Genomic DNA, 18,137 nt, shown 5'->3' with positions numbered 1-18,137 from the left:
AGACAATCATAAATGCAATGGGGCGGAAGATGCGCAGGCATCTTCCGCTCTTTGCCATTTCTCCGCGGATATGTTAAGATAGAACCCAGGGAAAATTTATATAGAAAATCTATAAAGAAAAATCTATACAAGGAGGAAGCGACAATGAATAGAGAGCAGGCACACGATATTCTGATGAAATACATGAAGGGAGAAAACTACATCACCCACTCCTACGCGGTGGAGGCCATCATGAAGGGCCTGGCCAAGCGTCTGGCGCCGGAGCAGGTGGAGTACTGGGGGATCGTGGGACTTCTCCACGACCTGGACGAGGAGCAGTGCGACTGGGAGCACGACATGAGCGTCCACGGTCCCACATCTGTCGAGATACTGAAAAAGGAGGGCATCGACGACCCGGTGCTCTTTGACGCCATCAAGGCACACAATCCGAAATGCGGCATGAAGGCAAAGACCAACCTCCAGTACGCTGTCCTGGCGGCAGACCCCATGAGCGGATTTATCAAGGCTGTAGCCCAGATCTATCCTGACAAAAAGATTGCCAGTGTAAAGCACAAGTCCGTACTGAAGCGCTTTAACGAGGCACGCTTTGCCAAGGGAGCCAACAGGGACTACATGGAGATGATCGAATTTACCGGTCTTTCTCTGGACGATCTGATCGACATTGCCCTGGAGGAGATGGGCGCCATCGCGGATGTGCTGGGGTTGTAATGTAGCATATGATTTTCCGAAAGATGTGACATACGGTGATATCATGTCCGGAAAAGTATGACGTCCGGAAAATGATGCATACTATCAGAAGAAATAACACAAAGGAGATTTGAGTAATGAGATACAACCGCGGATACCACGAGCCCTACAGGAGGGACAGGCTAGTTAACAAAAAAGAGAAAAAGAGAGTGCATTCTGTGGGCATTGCCATTGCCGGAATTCAGTTGATAATCTCGGTCCTTTTCCTTGCCCTTCTCTGGAGGGGCGGGCTGATCCCGGCTGCCTATATAGTGGCCCTGGGACTAGTCCTCCTGGTGTTGGAGGCCGTGACAATGGGCCTTCAGTTTGTAAAAGGCAGGATCCATCTGGCAGGAATCGTCTTGTCCCTGCTGATCAGCGCCGTCCTGGTGTTCGGCGCGGTCTACCTGTACAAGGCAGACCGCCTGCTGGCGGACGTGGGGGGAGCGGACTACAAGACGGACAATATGGTGGTCGTGGTCAAAAAGGATGACCCGGCCCAGCTCCTGGCGGACGCGAGAAATTACCGCTTTGGGACCCAGAGCGCGCTGGATCAGGAAAATACGTCCACAATGGTGGAGGATGTGAAGGACAATATCGGAAGAGAGCCTAATGTGACGGAGTATGGCTCAGTTTTGGAGATGGCCCAGGCCCTTCTGGACGGAAATGTCAACGCGCTGATCTACAACCAGGCCTTTGACGCGGTAATCGGGGAGAGCATCGAGGACTACTCAGACCAGGTGAGGGTGCTCTACCAGTACGGCATCAACACCCCCATTGAAAATGAGGAGGCGGATGTGAGGGAGCCCTTTAACATTTACATCAGCGGCATTGATGTGTCCGGCGACATCTCCACAAACAGTCGGAGCGATGTGAACATCATCATGACTGTCAACCCGGAGACAAAGAAGATCCTTCTCACCACAACTCCCAGGGACTACTACCTCCAGCTGCCGGGCGTCTCGGGGGAGGCCCGGGACAAGCTGACCCACGCGGGCATTTATGGGGTGGACGTCTCCATGGCTACCCTGGAGAGCCTCTACGGGATAGACATCACCTACTATGCCAGGGTGAATTTTACCTCCCTCATCACCATCGTGGACGCCCTGGGAGGCATAGACGTGCAGTCAGAGTACGCCTTTGAGGCGAGGGGGTACCAGTTTGTCCAGGGGAGTAACCACCTGAACGGAGAGCAGGCCCTTGCCTTCTCCAGAGAGCGCTACAGCTTTGAGGACGGGGACAACCAGAGGGGCAGGAACCAGGAGGCAGTGCTGACAGCCATTCTCCAGAAGGCCATGTCGCCGGCTATCTTGCGGAATGCGGATCAGATCCTGGCGGGTGTGAGCCAGTCCGTGCAGACCAACATGACCCGGGAGGAGATGGCGGAGTTTATTCGTATGCAGATCGCAGACCCCTCCGGCTGGAGCATTGAGTCCGCTGCGGTCACAGGTACCGGGGACACACAGAGCTGTTTCTCATCGGGCAGTCAGCTCCTCTATGTCATGCAGCCGGATATGGCCTCAGTCAGCGCTATCGCGGAAAAAATGCAGCAGGTGCTGGCAGGACAGTAGGATCGGAGAACATATGAAGAAAAATATATGGACGCTGGCAGTGCTCCTGTGGATGTGCCTTACCTTTTGGTTCTCTGCAAAGACAGCCGATGAGTCTGCACACATGAGTCGGTCCGTGGGATATCTGGCGGGCGAGCTGTTTGTAGAGGACTTCCGGGAGTGGACGCCGCAGCAGCAGGACGCCTTTGCGGAGCGGATAGACCATTTTGTGCGAAAGAGCGCCCACGCCACGGAGTACGCAGTGCTGGGAATCCTCTTTGGAGGCATGTACGCCTCCTGGGGACTGTGGGGAAGAAAACATTTTCTCCTGGCAGCAGGCAGCGGAATTCTCTACGCGGCCACGGACGAGTTCCATCAGCTCTTTGTCCCGGGACGCAGCGGCCAGCTGTCGGATGTGCTGCTGGACAGCTGCGGAGTTCTGGCGGGGGCAGTTCTTTACATAGGTGCTGTGTGGCTTGTCAGGAGATGGAAAATCAGAAGGAAAAAAGAAAATATAATTTAACGGAAGGGCAGACTACCCTTCGGATGCCGTGTCTATGGACGCGGCATTTTTTTGCCCGCAATTCTCACGAAAAATCTTACATTTTGTTTCTATGTTTTTTACAAAAATACTGTTGACATCATAGTGTATTCGTATATAATATATTGTTAGTTCCCGAATTGTTAGTAACCGAACAACATAATATTTAATTAGGAAAGGATGGAGTCATGGGGGAAGATGCAGGAAAGTGGATCAACCGTGTTTCCCATCAACTGAAGAGACAGATGTCCTGCGAGGATCAGCAGCCCGGCCAGGACGATCTCACCAACATGCAGAAACACATTCTGCATTTTATTTTGCTTGAAACCATGCACAGGGATCTTTTCCAGAGAGATCTGGAAAAGGAGTTCAAGGTCCGCAGGTCCACGGCTACGGGAACCCTTCAGCTTCTGGAAAAAAAGGGCTATCTCTACCGGGAGCCGGTGAAGAAGGATGCCAGACTGAAGAGGATCGTGCCCACGGAGAAGGCCCTGAAGCTGCGGGGAAAGCTGCTGGCAAATATCCGCAGGAGAGAGGCGCAGATCAGAAAAGGCATTTCGGAGGAAGACATGAAGGTGTTTGTGCGCGTGCTGAAGCAGATATCCTCCAATCTGACCTGCGGAGAAAAGCAGAAGGAAACGGAACTAAGTATGGAAAGAAAGGGAGAGTCAGATGAATAGGAAACTACTGAAATCTGTGCGGGAGTACAAGAAGCAGGCGTTCCTGGCACCTGTTCTGGTGACGCTGGAGGTGCTGCTGGAAGTGCTGATCCCGCTTCTGATGGCAAACATCATTGACATCGGAATTATGGAAGGAGACATGGATTACATTATAAAGATGGGCATCGTCCTTGTCATCATGGCTATGCTGTCGCTGGCCTTTGGCGCCAAGGCGGGGCAGGTGGCTGCCGTCGCGGCTGCCGGATATGCCAAGAACCTGCGGCATGACATCTTTTATAAGATCCAGGAATTTTCATTTGGAAATATTGATCATTTTTCAACGTCCAGCCTTGTGACCAGGCTGACGACAGATATCACCAACGTGCAGATGGCATTCATGTTCACTATCCGTATGCTGGCAAGAGCGCCTATCATGGTGGTTCTGTCCTGGATCATGACCGCCACCATCAGCCTGAAGATCGCGTTCCTCATGCTGGTCACAATCCCTATCCTGGGCGGCGTTCTGATGCTGATCGCCAAAAAGGCACATCCGCATTTCATCCAGGTGTTCGACGAGTACGATGTGCTGAACAATACTGTGCAGGAGAACGTGAACGCGGCCAGGGTGGTGAAGGCCTACGTCCGTGAGGACCACGAGAATGGCAAATTCCACAAGATATCACAGAAGGTATTTGAGCTGTTTACCAAGGCGGAGATGCTGGTGGCCTGGAACTCACCGGTCATGAACTTTGTCATGTACACGGTGGTTCTCCTCATCGTCCTCATCGGCGGAAAAGATATTGTCCTCGGGACTATGATGACTGGCGAGCTGACAAGTATCATGGTATACGCCATGCAGATCCTCATGTCCCTCATGATGGTATCCTTTGTCTTTGTCATGATCATGATCGCTGAGGCGTCCTCTGACCGTATCAAGGAGGTGCTGGAGGAAGTGCCGGAGATGGTGGACGGGGAGGATGCCCTGACAGAGGTGGCAAACGGAGATATCGACTTTGAACACGTGGATTTCAGCTACGCAGGCGAGGACGGCAACCTGTCTCTGAAGGATGTGAACCTTCATATTAAGAGCGGACAGATCGTGGGCATCATCGGCGGGACCGGAAGCGCCAAGTCCACGCTGGTGCAGCTCATCCCCCGTCTCTACGACGTAACCCGGGGCTGTGTGAAGGTGGGCGGCCAGGATGTGCGCAAGTATAATCTGGAGAAGCTCCGTGACCAGGTGTCCATGGTGCTCCAGAAAAATGTCCTCTTTACAGGAAGCATTTACGAAAATATCCGCTGGGGCGATGAGAAGGCCTCCAATGAAGAGGTGAGAAGAGTGTGCCGTCTGGCCCAGGCGGACGGATTTATCAGCGAGTTCCCGGCAGGCTACAACACCATGATCGTGGAGGGCGGAAACAACGTGTCCGGCGGACAGAAGCAGAGACTGTGTATCGCCAGAGCCCTCCTCAAGAAGCCCAAGATCCTGATCCTGGACGATTCCACAAGCGCTGTGGACACAAGGACAGACGCCCTGATCCGCAAGGCCTTCCGGGAGGAGATCCCGGACACGACGAAGATCATTATCGCCCAGAGGATTTCCTCCGTGGAGGATGCGGATGTGATCATCGTTATGGACAACGGTCAGATCAACGGCATCGGAACATCCGAGGAGCTTCTGAAGACAAACGAAATTTACCGCGAGGTATACGAATCACAGGTGAAAGGAGGAACGGAAAATGAGTAACAGCGCAAACACCAACGCGGGCAGCGGCGCCGGAAACGGAAGAGGCGGTAAGCCCACAGTTACAAAGAATACACTGAAGACAGCAAAGAGACTCCTGGGCTATGTGACGAGCACCTACAAGGTTCAGTTTGTGCTGGTGCTGTTCTGCATTTTGATCAGCTCCATTGCCAGCATCTCAGTCTCCTTGTCTCTGCGCTATCTGCTGGATGACTTTATCATCCCGCTGATCGGCCACAAGGATCCGGATTTCTCTGAGCTCTATATGGCCCTCACTGTGCTGGCCTGCATTTTTGCACTGGGCGTGGTGGCTACCTTCCTCTACACGAGGACGATGGTGGTCATTGGACAGGGCGTGCTCAAGAGAGTCAGGGATGAGATGTTTGAGCATATGCAGACTCTGCCGATCCGCTATTTTGACCAGAATACAAACGGCTCGATCATGAGCCTTTACACGAACGACACGGACACTCTGAGGCAGATGATCAACCAGTCTATCCCTCAGGTGCTCATGTCAGCGCTGATGCTCATTGTCACCTTTATCGCCATGCTGGTGCTGAGCCCCATTCTGACGCTGCTGGCCATTGTGGTCATCCTTCTGATGATCGCCGTGTCCCGCTTCATCGGCGGCAACAGCGGCAAATATTTTGTCCGGCAGCAGCTGGACCTGGCAAACATCACCGGCTTTGTGGAGGAGCGGATGAACGGCCAGAGAGTGGTCAAGGTGTTCAACCACGAAAGGAAATCCGAGGAGGAGTTTGACGCACTGAACGAGAAGCTCTTCGAGAGCGCGTCAAACGCCCACACCTTTGCCAGTATCATGGGCCCCATCATCGGAAACATCGGCAATCTCCAGTTCGTGCTGACGGCAGTTCTGGGCGGCTTCCTCTCCGTCATGGGCATCGGCAACATCACCCTGGGCGTCATGGCTTCTTACCTGCAGTTCACAAAGAGCTTTACCCAGCCCTTCATGCAGGTGGCCCAGCAGTTCAACTCCATCATCATGGCTCTGGCAGGAGCGGAGCGTATCTTCAACATGATGGATGAGGCACCGGAGGTGGACGAAGGCTACGTGACCCTGGTCAATGCCAGAAAGAAGGCGGACGGCACTATTGAGGAGTGCAGGGAGCGCACCGGCATGTGGGCGTGGAAGCATCCCCACCAGGCGGACGGCACTGTCACCTACACGGAGCTGAAGGGAGACGTGCGGTTCTTTGATATGTCCTTTGGCTACGAGCCGGACCATATGGTGCTCCATGACCTGACCCTCTACGCGAAGCCGGGACAGAAGCTGGCCTTTGTGGGATCCACAGGAGCCGGAAAGACCACCATCACCAACCTGATCAACCGGTTCTACGACGTGCAGGACGGCAAGATCCGTTACGACGGCATCAACATCAACAAGATCAAAAAGGCGGACCTGCGCCACTCCCTCGGCATTGTGCTCCAGGATACCCACCTGTTCACAGGCACCATCATGGACAACATCCGTTATGGAAAGCTGGACGCCACAGATGAGGAAGTATATAACGCGGCGAAGCTGGCCCATGCGGACGGATTTATCCGCATGCTGCCTCACGGCTATGACACCATGCTCACCAGCGACGGGGAGGAGCTTTCCCAGGGACAGCGGCAGCTCCTTGCCATTGCCCGGGCAGCCGTGGCTGACCCGCCGGTGCTGATCCTGGATGAGGCGACCTCCAGCATCGACACAAGAACTGAGAGTATCGTGCAGAAGGGTATGGATAACTTGATGAAGGGGCGCACCGTGTTTGTCATTGCCCACAGGCTCTCCACCATCCGCAACAGCGATGCTATCATGGTGCTGGAGCACGGCCGCATCATCGAGCGGGGTACCCACGAGGACCTGCTGGCCCAGAAGGGTACTTACTATCAGCTGTATACAGGGAAGCTGGAGCTGTCGTAGGGAAAGAGAAATTTTATAAAAAGAAAAAGCTTATGGAAACTGCCAGAAATATGTGCTACTATATATGCAAAGTATTATATTTCTGGCAGTTTTTTTCTTTTGCGGCGTCTGCCGTGTCTGTAAGTCTGATAAGAAGATCTAAAAGAAACTACCATGCTGTTCAGCGACAAGAAGGAGCTGCTGGGACTCTATAATGCGGTAAGCGGGAAACAGTATAAGGATCCCGGGGCGCTGAACGTCAACACGCTGGAGAACGCGATCTATATGGCCATCAAGAATGACCTGTCCTTTGTGATCGACTCCCGGCTCTCCCTGTACGAGCACCAGTCCACCTACAGCCCCAAGCTTCCGCTGCGGATGCTTCTGTATCTGGCAGATCTGTATGCGGATCTGACGAAAAACGAAAATCTGTACGGAAGAAAAAAGATGATGCTGAACATCAACGCAGGCCATAATCCGGAGCTTATGAGGGCGTGCAAGACCCTGGCAGATTATGCCCAGTATACGGCCCGCATAAGAAGGTATGCCGCGGAGATGCCCATAGAAGAGGCGGTAGGGCGAACGATCACGGAATGTATCCGGGAGGGGATCCTTGAGGATTTTTTGAGGAAATATCGAGCGGAGGCAAAGAGGATGAGTGTATATGAGTATGATCAGGCAAGACATATAAGGCAGGAGAGAGAAGAGGCCTGGGAAGAGGGAAGACAAGAAGGTAGAGAGGAGGGAATACAGAAGGAAAGGCAGGAAGAAAAGCGGGCTATAGCTCTCAATCTTGTGAAAATGGGCATGACAGCGGAACAGATTGCTCAGGCAGTGGAAGAAGAGCCTGCTGTGGTCGAGGAGTGGCTGAGGGTATGACGGTAAGCTCAGAAAAGCTGCCGGGAGCAGTCTGGCGGCGAGCAGCAGTCCTGGAAAGGGGTGAATGGTATGAAAATCGCACAGATACAGTCACACGTGTACAGTGACAAAATGAAGAACCTGGAACAGCTGGACAGACAGATGGAGGAGCTGGCCTGGCGGAAGCCGGACCTGGTCATGCTGGGGGAAATGTTTTGCTGTCCCTATGAGACAAAGCTGTTCCCCGTCTACGCGGAGCCGGAGGGCGGCCCTGTCTGGAGGGAGCTGAGCCGACTGGCCAAGGGATACGGCGTCTGCCTGGCGGCCGGGTCTGTGCCGGAGCGGGACGGAGAAGGCAGAGTCTACAACACAGCCTATGTGTTTGACCGGGCGGGCAGACAGATCGGAAAGCACCGGAAGGTCCACATGTTTGACATCCAGGTGGAGGGAGGACAGCATTTTAAAGAGTCGGAGACGCTGACGCCGGGGGATAAGTGCACGGTATTTGACACAGAGTTCGGGAAGGTGGGGCTGTGCATCTGCTTTGACTTCCGGTTTCCGGAGCTTGCAAGGAAAATGGTCCTCGATGGAGCAAGGCTGATCCTTGTGCCGGCGGCCTTCAATATGACCACAGGTCTGGCGCACTGGGAGCTGATGTTCCGGAGCCGGGCGGTGGACAACCAGTGCTTTGTGGCCGGAACCTCCTGTGCCCGGGACCGGGAGGCGGGCTACGTGGCCTGGGGGCATACACTCCTCGTCTCCCCCTGGGGCGATGTGATAGAGGAGATGGATGAGCGGGAGGGTGTGATGGTCCATGACATTGACCTCTCCTATGCGGACAAGGTGCGCGCAGAGCTGCCCCTTCTGTCCGCCAGGCGGGAGGAAGTATACCGCTGAACAGGGTAGATGACATCAAACAGGAGTCAGTGAACGGGAGCAGTGAGCAGATAGTAACGGACAGATGACGAGGGAGCCTGAGAGAGGGCTCCCTTTTTCTCCGTGTAGAAATAAATTTCATTATTTGATTAAAAATGAAAATTAACTTACATTTTACGGTGCCGTGATCTTATATTTAACCTACTCTTGATATGATACACAGCGTAGAAGATGAGAAACAGTGATCATCAAAAAGAACGTTATCAGGAGGTAAGAAAAAATGGCAAAGCGAGAGAATGCGACGCAGTCACAGAAGCTTATGGTGTTTGTGCTCACAATGTCCCTTTACGGACTGGCAACTTTATTTACAGAACTCATCCCATCTATCCAGGTGGGCATCGTGGAATTTTCAGTGGAGTATTTCCTGTTCATCCCCCTGGTGCTGGCCATGCTGTTTGATCCTATGTCAGCAGCCCTTGGCGCAGCTACCGGCGAGCTTGTCTTCAGCGAGATCATGCTGGGACAGTTCGGAGGACTGGGAGAGCTGGAGAAATTCATCACAGTGACCATCGGCGTGTACATTGCGGGGAGAATGGTGAGAGACCCCAGAAACCGGAAAATGGTGGGCATCGCGGCCATCAGCGGCGTCATCATCCAGCAGGTGCTGGGCATGATCGTGGACATCCTGAAGGTACAGTTTGCGGTGCAGGATTTTGAGGCGGTTCCGGGACTTCCTCAGAGCGTGTTCGCCACAGAGGGATTTGCCTGTCTCAACGACGTGGTCTTCTCAGGCATCCTGTTCTGCATGCTCCCGACGCTGTTCCTTGTGCCCAGGCTTTACGGGAAGATCGAGCCTCTGATCGGCATGAGGCCCAGGACAAAGGAGACGGCCCTGGGCGCAGTAAACGCGAAGGTAGTCCTCGGTTCGCTGGTGGCATTTGCCGTGGCTGTCTGTGCGGAGATGCTGGCAGAGAGCGGCATGTCCCTCATCGACTGGGAGGCGGACTGGGCCGGAAGCGGCACAGCGCTGGCAGCAGGCATGATCGTGGCGGCAGTGATAGCAATCGTTGTTCTGGCTGTCATGAAGAAAAGGGCAGAGTCCTCCAAAGCCACGCAGGGAGTGTAGGGGCATGAATGTCATTGAGATCAAAGACCTGAAATTTTCTTATCCAGGGGCCAAGGCCCCTGTTTTAAAAGGCGTGGACCTGGAGATAGAGAAGGGAGATTTTGTGGCCATCATCGGAAATAACGGCTGCGGGAAGTCTACTCTCTGCAAGGTCATGAACGGCCTGATCCCCCACTTTATCACAGGAGATTTCGAGGGAAGCGTGCAGGCGGCCGGCGTGGAGACGAGGGAGTCAGACATCGGGACCCTGGCCCGGAAGGTGGGCTATGTGTACCAGGATTTTGAAAACCAGATCGTCCGTCCCACCGTGTTGGACGACGCCTCCTACGCCTGCATGAACTATGCGATGAAGGACTACAGGGAGAGAGGAATGGAGGCCCTGGAAAAATGCGGTCTCTCCGGAAAGGAACAGGACTATATCTGGCAGCTCTCCGGCGGTCAGACCCATCTTCTGGCTCTGGCGGGTGCCCTGTCCCTGAGCCCTGAGGTGCTGATCCTGGATGAGCCCATCGCCCAGCTAGACCCGCACCATGCGGATACCATCTATGAGATATTAAAAGAGCTGAATGAGCAGCACGGCAAGACCATTATTGTGATCGAGCATCACACAGAATATATCGGGAACTACTGCAGGCACGCAGTGCTCATGAAGGATGGGAAAATTAAGTGGAAACTGCCCGTCGGGGAGGCCCTCCAGAGAGTGGAGGAGCTGGAGGAGAGCGATATTTTTCCGCCCCAGGTGACCCGGGCTGCCTACAGGCTGAGAACAGAGGGCCGGCTGGCAGAGGGAGGAAAGCTGCCTTCCACTGTGGAAGAGGGCAGGAAGACATTTGCCGATTTCATTTATACCGGCAGAAAAGAGAACTGTGGGGAGCCTTCCCCCGCCGGAGAGAAGGAGGAGACTGTTTCCTGCGAAAACGTGTCTGTCTCCTACCGCTCCGTGAAGGGGGAGCCGAAGCAGATCTTCAGCGGCCTTGACCTGAAGCTGTACAAGGGCGAGAAGATCGCCCTCATCGGCTCCAACGGCGCGGGAAAATCCACTCTGATGAAGCTGATGGTGGGACTCTTAAAGCCCTCGGATGGAAAGGTCATGCTGAAGGGACAGAGCGTGGGAGACACCAGGCCGGAGAAGCTCTCCCGGTATGTCTCCTTAGTCTACCAGAACCCGGAGGACATGTTTATCAAGGACTCCATAGAGGCGGACATAGCCTACGCCATGAAGGTGAGAAATGAGGAGGGCTGGCAGGAGCGGACCGAAGAACTCCTTCGGCGGTTCCGCCTGACAGAGCTGAAGGACAGGGACGGGCGTCTCCTCTCAGGGGGCCAGATGCGCCGGGCCAGCCTTGCCATCGGCGTGGCGCTGCAGCCGGAGATCCTGCTCCTGGACGAGCCCACGGCCAATCTGGACATTGCGACGAGAAAAGAGATCATGAGGACACTCAGAGACATGAAGGAGATCACGGACACGGTCATGATCGCCACCCACGATATGCAGCTTGTCTGCGAGTGGGCCGAGCGGATCATCGTCCTTAGCGGCGGCAGAGTCCTTGCGGACGGCGCCAGGGACGAGGTCTTCGGGAACCGGGACGTGGTGGAACGGGTGGGCATCCGCCCGCCGGAGATCTTCCAGATGGGGAAGGCGCTGGACGAGAGGGCTTTCTGCTACACCATTGATGAGTTTGTGCAGGGATTTGAAAGGGTGAAGTAAAATGCAAAGTATAAAGAAGAAACTGTCGGAAAACATACTGGACAAGCTGTCCATGGATTTTCTCAGGAACCAGGTGCTGAAAAATGCCTACGGCAATGATGATACATTTATCGCAAAGAGAGACCCCAGGATCCTCCTTGTGTGGTATGTGTTCTTTGCCCTGGCGCCCTGGTTTGTGGACGACCTGCCCTTTCTGCTGGGCTGCTTCGTCCTTGTGGCAGTTACCACAGTCATGGCAAAGGTGGCGCCCCTGGTGCTGGTCCTGTTCTGTCTGGGAGTATTTTCCCAGACCGGCTACCTTTTTGTGGTGTCCCTCCTCTTTGGGGGAAACGCACAGACCGTGGTGCCCCTTCTGGTGCTGACGCTGAAGGTGGCCAGCGTGTCCCTGGCGTCCATCACCGTGTTCTCAGGGCTGGATCCGGACCGGCTCTCCAACGGCCTGATGTGGTTCGGGTGCCCGGAGAAATTGTCCTTTTCCATCTCCTACGCATACCGGATGCTGCCCATGCTGATGGAGGAATTCCAGAATGTGCTCCTGTCCTACCGCCTGCGGGGAAACGCGCCGGAGCATGACACCCTTGCGGGAAAGGTGCGGTATCTGATCTACCAGATACAAGTGATCATCCACTCCTTTTACCCCCTCATGCTGAACACGGCAAAGCGCTCCCGGACTACGGTGGAGGCGCTGGAGATCAAGGGCTACCGGTATGCGGCGGTGAATAAAGAGGTGAAGAAAATGAAGCTGGCCACCCTGAAGGTCACCTACGATGACCTGCTATTCCTGGCAGTGTCATTTCTCTGGATGGCTGTCGTCATCTTTGCGGGCACCCTCGTATAGGCCTGTATGGACCTGCATGAATGAAAGCGGAAGAAAGAAGGAAGAAAGATGTATATAGATTTTCACACCCACGGGAAACTGGCAAAAAAGCTGCCGTTTTCCACTGTTTACACAGACTGGCTCTTTGGGGAGGCCCGCAGGGCAGGGCTTGACGCCCTCTGCCTCACCGAACATTTTAACACGCTGCAGTTTGACGAGCTCTACGGCTACCTGATGTCTGTCTGTGACCGGCAGGGAGATACCCTGGTGACCGGGGACGGGCTGCGCATCTTCGCTGGCATGGAGACGGACATTGCGGAGGGCGGACATGTACTGTCCATCGGAAAGCCGGAGGATATCCTGGAGCTGAACCGGCGGCTGGAGCCCTACAAGGAGAAGGGGCGCTTCCTTCCCTTTGCAAAGCTGCGGGATCTCTTTGACGAGTACCCGGTGATCGTGGGGGCAGGGCACCCCTTCCGGGAGGGAGGGCATATACCGGAGCTCCCTGCTGAGCAGCTTCGCCGCTTTGACTTCCTGGACCTCAACGGGAAGGACATTGCCCAGGACGAGGAAGGCACCAGGAGGAAGACAGGAGCCCTGGCGGGGGAGCTGGGCATCCCCATGGTGGGCGGCAGCGACACCCACCAGGCAGTGCAGTACGGCTGTATCCGAACAGGATTTGAAAAAGAAGTCCGGACGGTGTATGATCTCTATGAGGAGATGAAGGCGGGCAGGTACGAGATCAGCGTCTCGGACTACGCGGCCTTCCAGGTGAGGACGGCAGGGCTGCTGAAGAAGGCCCTGAAGGAGATACACGCCATCGGCGGCAACTATGTGTCCGTGCTGGTGGATGAGCCCTGCGCGGTGTAAGACCGGCAGGCTGTATGAGGCAGAAAACGGAGGGAAGACAGATGGAATTCCACAGAGAGGCCCTGGAGATCGTGCTGGCAGCGGGAAGAGAGCTGACCGGCCGCAGGGGCGCGGACCATATAAAAGAAAAAGGGCACACCGACTATGTGACGGAGGTGGATGTGCGGGTGCAGCAGTTCGTTTTCCGGGAGCTCTCAAAGATAGACCCGGGCGCCCAGTTCCTGGGGGAGGAGAAGGATAACAGCGGTGTGGACATGAATGGCCGGGTGTGGATCCTGGACCCGGTGGACGGCACCACTAATTTCATCCACGATTTCCAGCACAGTGTCGTCTCCCTGGCCTGCTCGGAGCGGGGAAGGATCACCTCCGGCATTGTCTATGACCCCTACAGAAGGGAATGCTTTGAGGCACAGGAGGGGCGGGGTGCCTTTCTCAATAAGAGGCCTGTCTCTGTGAGCAAAGCGGCGGAGCTCTCCCAGTGCCTGATCGCCATGGGAACCTCCCCGGGGCACAGGGAGAGGGCGGACGAGAGCTTTCGGAAAATGCGTGCTGTGTATGACCGGTGCCAGGATATCCGGCGGGTGGGCTCCGCGGCGCTGGAGCTGTGCTACGTGGCCTGCGGCAGGCTGGACGGGTTCTTTGAGGAGAGGCTGAAGCTCTGGGACTACGGGGCGGCCGGCCTGATCCTCCGGGAGGCAGGCGGCTGGATACAGGCGGATGAGCGGCAGGTGGCAGCAGGCACGCCCGGCATCCGGGAGGAGCTCCTGGGGCTTGTCTGGGATGAGACGGATAAAAAGCTGTACAGTAGTGACAGGGAAGGGATGTAATATGGGATCTTCAGCGCAGGAAGCGGAAGGAAAATATACGAAATCAGACCGGAGGATCATGGATTTTGTGGAGGACTACACAGATGAGTTCCTCTTTATGAGCATCGGGCAGCTGGCGGGCCGGCTGGGCATGTCCGAGGCCACGGTGTCCAGGTGCGCCAGACATCTGGGATACCGGGATTTCAAGGAGATGAAAAATGACCTGATCCAGAAAAAAGCCGGCAAGGGCGCAGCCGGAAAGCTGGCAGGCACTCTGATGAAGGATCAGGGATTTGACGTGGAGAACTGGTTTGACTTTCAGCGGGAGTGTCTCGAGAGGACGAGAGAGAACCTGGACATGGGGCAGTTCCAGGAGGCGGTGCAGTGCATTGGCAGCGCCCGGAATATCTATATCCATGCAAAGAACGCCTCCCTGGCGGCGGCCAGGCTCCTCTTTTTCCGGCTGCGGCGCCTGGGCTTCCAGGCATCCCTCATCCCCTCCGGCGGTTCCGAGGTGCTGGAGGGCATCGCCCATGCGGGGGAGGGGGACCTGGCTATCCTCTTCAGCTTTTCCAAGGTGTCGGAGGAAGGGCGGATGATCCTGGACTATGCCCGGGAGGCGGGCTGCTCCACCCTGGCCTTTACGAGCCGTCTCTACGCTCCCCAGGAGCAGAGAGCGGATGTGAACCTGTATGTATACCGGGGGGAGAAGGAGGAGTTCCACACCATGTCCTCCGCGGTGGCGGTCATAGACGCCCTTGTGCTGGCCCTTTCGGACAGCATGCAGCCCAAGGCCGCGGAGAAGCTGATGCGGCTGCAGAAGCTGAAGAAAAAGTACGGCAGGAGGCTGTACGGAAAAGAAGACGGAAAATCCGGGCAGGAGTAGTCCTGCCCCTTTTCTTTTTGCGCACAGATATGCTATACTTTATACTTAGCTGCTGTGCCGTATCTGCCTGCCAGGCCTGCGGCGGACAGCGGCGAAACAGACGAGGTGAGATAGACATGCAGATCGTAGATAAATACATTGATCACGTAAGGGGGGAGGCCATCCGGCGCCCGGAGAAGAGCTGGGACAAGATCCTCCTCGGCTTTAAGGCCAACAAGTGGAGGATGAAGCTCCTCCCCAACAAAAATATATCCGAGGGTTACCACCGGCTGGAGTCCATGATGATGAGCCTGGTGGCGGACTCGCTGTGCAGGGAGGGAAGCTACGTGTGGGGCAATATCTTCGCCCCCTGCGAGCTGATGCAGTGCTTCGGCCTGAACACCCTGTCCATCGAGTGTCTCTCCTGCTATATGAGCGGATATCATCTGGAGGACTATTTTATCGACTACGCCCAGAACATGGGCATCGCCCCCACGCTGTGCTCCTACCACAAGACCTTTGCGGGGGGCGTGGAGAGCGGCGTGGTGCAAAGGCCCGAGTACGCGGTGACCACCTCCCTCTCCTGCGACGGCAACCTGAATACCTTCCGCTATCTGGAGAAGAAGGCAAAGGTGCCTTTTACCTTCCTGGACGTACCCTACGCCGCTGACGAGGAGTCTGTACAATACCTGGCGGACCAGCTGCGGGAATTTGCCCGGGAGCTGGAGTCCCGGACAGGCCGCAGGTTTGACGAGGAGGAACTGAAAGACATCCTGCGCACGGAGAACGAGACGAGGAAAGAACTGAAGCGTTTCTTTGGCTATCAGAAGATCTACTATTATCCGGGAGAGCTGATCAGCCATCTTTACATGATGATGGGCATGCATCTGCTCATCGGCACGAAGGAGTTCCTGGAGCTGCTGCGATTCATGAACGAGGAGATACAAAAAGGGCCGGTGTTCCAGGGGAAAAAGATCCTGTGGATCCACCTCCTGCCCTTTTACCAGGAGAGCCTGAAGGAGTATTTCAACAGCAGTCAGGAGTATCAGATCATTGCCAGCGACATCATCCTGGACTACATGGATGAGCTGGATGCGGAACACCCCTTTGAGGCCCTCGCGGGTAAGATCATCAGGAACCTGTACAACGGCTCCTACGCCCACAAGGCGGAGATGATCGGCCAGCTGGCGGACGAACTCCATCCTGACGCGGTCATCCACTTCTGTCACTGGGGCTGCAAGCAGGCATCGGGCGGGAGCATCCTTCTGAAGGAGAAGATGCAGGAGAAGGGGATCCCCATGCTGATCCTTGACGGGGACGGCATAGACAAGCGGAACAGTCACGACGGCCAGATCAAGACAAGGCTGGAGGCGTTTCTGGAGATGATCGGGACAGGAGGAAGAGAGGCATGTTAGGATATATCTGTAAATACGCGCCTATAGAGGTGTTCCGGTCTATGGGCGTGGAGATGAAGCGGATTGAGCCGGAGGTGACGAATTTCACCCAGGCGGACATGAAGATGCACCCCAATATATGCAGCTTCGCCAAGGGCGTGCTGGAGGATGTGCTGGCGGGGGACTACGAGGGCGTCATCCTGACCACCTGCTGCGACAGCATCCGCAGGCTCTACGATGTGCTGACAGAGGAGCTGCCGGACAAATTTATCTACATCCTGGACACCCCCAGGATCACAAAGGACGCCGGGGTCACGCTCTATGAGAAGCGGATATGGAAGATGATCCGGGCGTACGAGGCATTTTCGGGGAAACATTTTGAGGAGGAGAAGCTGGCGGAGCTTTTAAAGACCAGACAGAAAGAGCAGGCCATCTCTCTGAAAGAGCATGCGCTCAATATCGGTATCGTGGGGGCCAGGGCCAATGAAAATATCGCCCGTATCCTGGAGGAGAAGGGGGCGAACGTGGCCTTTGATATCACCTGCACAGGACTTCGGAGAAAATACCTCCTGGAGCCGGACCAGGTGCTGACAGGCTACACGAGAGGGCTTTTAAGCCAGTTCCCCTGCATGCGCATGGAGGCGGCAGCGGGAAGGGATGAGCTGATCGAGAAATATGCCCGGAGCGTGGACGGCATCATCTACCATACAGTCCAGTTCTGTGACAATTACTCCTACGAGTACGCCTGGCTGAAAAAGGTGCTGGACGCGCCCATGCTCCAGCTTGAGACAGACTATACAAAACAGAGCTACGGCCAGGTGCTGACAAGGATCGAGGCTTTTCTGGAGTCGCTGGATTCCGGAAAGGAAAAGAGGCGTCCGGCCCCCAAAGGAGAGAAGAAAGACATGTATGTAATGGGAATAGACAGCGGTTCCACGTCCACCAACGCGGTGATCATGGACGGGGAGAGAAACATTGTGGCGTCATCGGTGGTGCGCACAGGCGCCAAGTCAGGCGAGAGCGCCCAGAGGATTTTGGGCGAGATACTGGAGAAGGCAGGGCTTAAAAGGGAGGACATCTCCTGGATCGTGTCCACGGGATACGGCCGGGTCAGCATTGATTTCGCTGATGAGAATGTGACAGAGATCAGCTGTCACGGCCGGGGCGCCCACTATTTCAACCCCAGCGTGCGCACTATCCTGGACATCGGCGGCCAGGACAGCAAGGCCATTCATTTGAACGAGGCCGGGGAGGTGACGGACTTTGTCATGAACGACAAGTGCGCTGCCGGCACCGGGCGTTTCCTGGAGATGATCGCCCGCACCCTGGAGATCGATGTGGACGAGCTGGGACCTGAGGCCCTCCGGTCCACGGAGGACATCGAGATCACCAGCATGTGCTCTGTGTTTGCCGAGTCAGAGGTCATCTCCCTCATCGCCAACAACAAGGAGAAGGCGGACATCGCGAACGGCGTCTGCCGCGCCATCGCCGGCAAGGCCTACTCCCTCCTGAAGCGGGTGGGCATGGAGGAGACCTTCATGATGACCGGCGGCGTGGCCAAGAACCCGGGCGTGGTCCGGGCGGTGGAGGAGAAGATCCAGTCCAGGCTTTACATCTGCCCGGAGCCGGAGATCGTGGGCGCTGCCGGGGCGGCCCTCTACGCCCTGGACAAAATGCAGGCGTAAGCGGGA

General features: G+C 55.6%; 16 protein-coding genes. All 16 read left to right on the top strand.

Annotated elements, in window-relative coordinates; translation table 11 throughout:
- Positions 1 to 144: 144 nt before the first annotated feature.
- The 16 genes from H7U36_RS11010 (at position 145) to H7U36_RS10935 (ending at position 18,131) form a co-directional block, all read left to right on the top strand.
- Complete coding sequence (locus H7U36_RS11010) at positions 145 to 708, top strand: HD domain-containing protein (protein WP_205156152.1); 564 nt, start codon at positions 145 to 147, stop codon at positions 706 to 708.
- Between the two features lie 116 nt (positions 709 to 824).
- Positions 825 to 2,297, top strand: coding sequence for an LCP family protein (locus tag H7U36_RS11005; protein ID WP_205148592.1), 1,473 nt, complete (start codon positions 825 to 827; stop codon positions 2,295 to 2,297).
- Between the two features lie 13 nt (positions 2,298 to 2,310).
- Positions 2,311 to 2,799, top strand: coding sequence for a VanZ family protein (locus H7U36_RS11000; RefSeq protein WP_033127131.1), 489 nt, complete (start codon positions 2,311 to 2,313; stop codon positions 2,797 to 2,799).
- A gap of 206 nt (positions 2,800 to 3,005) precedes the next feature.
- Positions 3,006 to 3,497 (top strand): MarR family winged helix-turn-helix transcriptional regulator, encoded by a 492-nt coding sequence (locus H7U36_RS10995; RefSeq protein WP_033127130.1) that lies wholly within the window; start codon positions 3,006 to 3,008, stop codon positions 3,495 to 3,497.
- Positions 3,490 to 5,223, top strand: a complete 1,734-nt coding sequence (locus H7U36_RS10990; protein ID WP_033127129.1) for an ABC transporter ATP-binding protein — start codon at positions 3,490 to 3,492, stop codon at positions 5,221 to 5,223. The genes H7U36_RS10995 and H7U36_RS10990 overlap by 8 nt, the downstream gene beginning before the upstream one ends.
- Complete coding sequence (locus H7U36_RS10985) at positions 5,216 to 7,147, top strand: ABC transporter ATP-binding protein (RefSeq protein ID WP_052084210.1); 1,932 nt, start codon at positions 5,216 to 5,218, stop codon at positions 7,145 to 7,147. The genes H7U36_RS10990 and H7U36_RS10985 overlap by 8 nt, the downstream gene beginning before the upstream one ends.
- 153 nt (positions 7,148 to 7,300) lie before the next feature.
- Positions 7,301 to 8,005 carry a hypothetical protein gene (locus tag H7U36_RS10980; protein ID WP_138302942.1) on the top strand — a complete coding sequence of 235 codons (705 nt, stop codon included), beginning with the start codon at positions 7,301 to 7,303 and terminating at the stop codon, positions 8,003 to 8,005.
- Positions 8,006 to 8,074: 69 nt separating this feature from the next.
- The gene (locus H7U36_RS10975; protein WP_207742244.1) at positions 8,075 to 8,881 is read left to right on the top strand and encodes a carbon-nitrogen hydrolase family protein; all 807 of its coding nucleotides are present in this window, start codon (positions 8,075 to 8,077) and stop codon (positions 8,879 to 8,881) included.
- Positions 8,882 to 9,140: 259 nt separating this feature from the next.
- On the top strand, positions 9,141 to 9,986 hold the full coding sequence (locus H7U36_RS10970) for a DUF8171 family membrane protein (RefSeq protein ID WP_205156151.1): 846 nt from the start codon (positions 9,141 to 9,143) through the stop codon (positions 9,984 to 9,986).
- A 4-nt stretch (positions 9,987 to 9,990) separates the two neighbouring features.
- The gene (locus H7U36_RS10965; RefSeq protein ID WP_205156150.1) at positions 9,991 to 11,694 is read left to right on the top strand and encodes an ABC transporter ATP-binding protein; all 1,704 of its coding nucleotides are present in this window, start codon (positions 9,991 to 9,993) and stop codon (positions 11,692 to 11,694) included.
- Between the two features lies 1 nt (position 11,695).
- The gene (locus H7U36_RS10960) at positions 11,696 to 12,532 is read left to right on the top strand and encodes an energy-coupling factor transporter transmembrane component T family protein (RefSeq protein ID WP_087175326.1); all 837 of its coding nucleotides are present in this window, start codon (positions 11,696 to 11,698) and stop codon (positions 12,530 to 12,532) included.
- Positions 12,533 to 12,580: 48 nt separating this feature from the next.
- Positions 12,581 to 13,381: a PHP-associated domain-containing protein gene (locus H7U36_RS10955; protein ID WP_138302937.1), complete on the top strand. Its 801-nt coding sequence runs from the start codon at positions 12,581 to 12,583 to the stop codon at positions 13,379 to 13,381.
- A gap of 41 nt (positions 13,382 to 13,422) precedes the next feature.
- Positions 13,423 to 14,208 carry an inositol monophosphatase family protein gene (locus tag H7U36_RS10950; RefSeq protein ID WP_205156149.1) on the top strand — a complete coding sequence of 262 codons (786 nt, stop codon included), beginning with the start codon at positions 13,423 to 13,425 and terminating at the stop codon, positions 14,206 to 14,208.
- A gap of 1 nt (position 14,209) precedes the next feature.
- Complete coding sequence (locus tag H7U36_RS10945; protein ID WP_205156148.1) at positions 14,210 to 15,073, top strand: MurR/RpiR family transcriptional regulator; 864 nt, start codon at positions 14,210 to 14,212, stop codon at positions 15,071 to 15,073.
- Positions 15,074 to 15,189: 116 nt separating this feature from the next.
- On the top strand, positions 15,190 to 16,467 hold the full coding sequence (locus tag H7U36_RS10940; RefSeq protein ID WP_205156147.1) for a 2-hydroxyacyl-CoA dehydratase family protein: 1,278 nt from the start codon (positions 15,190 to 15,192) through the stop codon (positions 16,465 to 16,467).
- Positions 16,461 to 18,131 (top strand): acyl-CoA dehydratase activase, encoded by a 1,671-nt coding sequence (locus H7U36_RS10935; RefSeq protein WP_205156146.1) that lies wholly within the window; start codon positions 16,461 to 16,463, stop codon positions 18,129 to 18,131. Before H7U36_RS10940 ends, H7U36_RS10935 begins: the two co-directional genes overlap by 7 nt.
- Positions 18,132 to 18,137: the final 6 nt, after the last annotated feature.

Origin of the sequence: Faecalicatena fissicatena, assembly GCF_016900595.1 — a bacterium.
Classification (GTDB): domain Bacteria; phylum Bacillota; class Clostridia; order Lachnospirales; family Lachnospiraceae; genus Claveliimonas; species Claveliimonas intestinigallinarum.
This window is presented reverse-complemented; position numbering and strand designations above follow the sequence as displayed.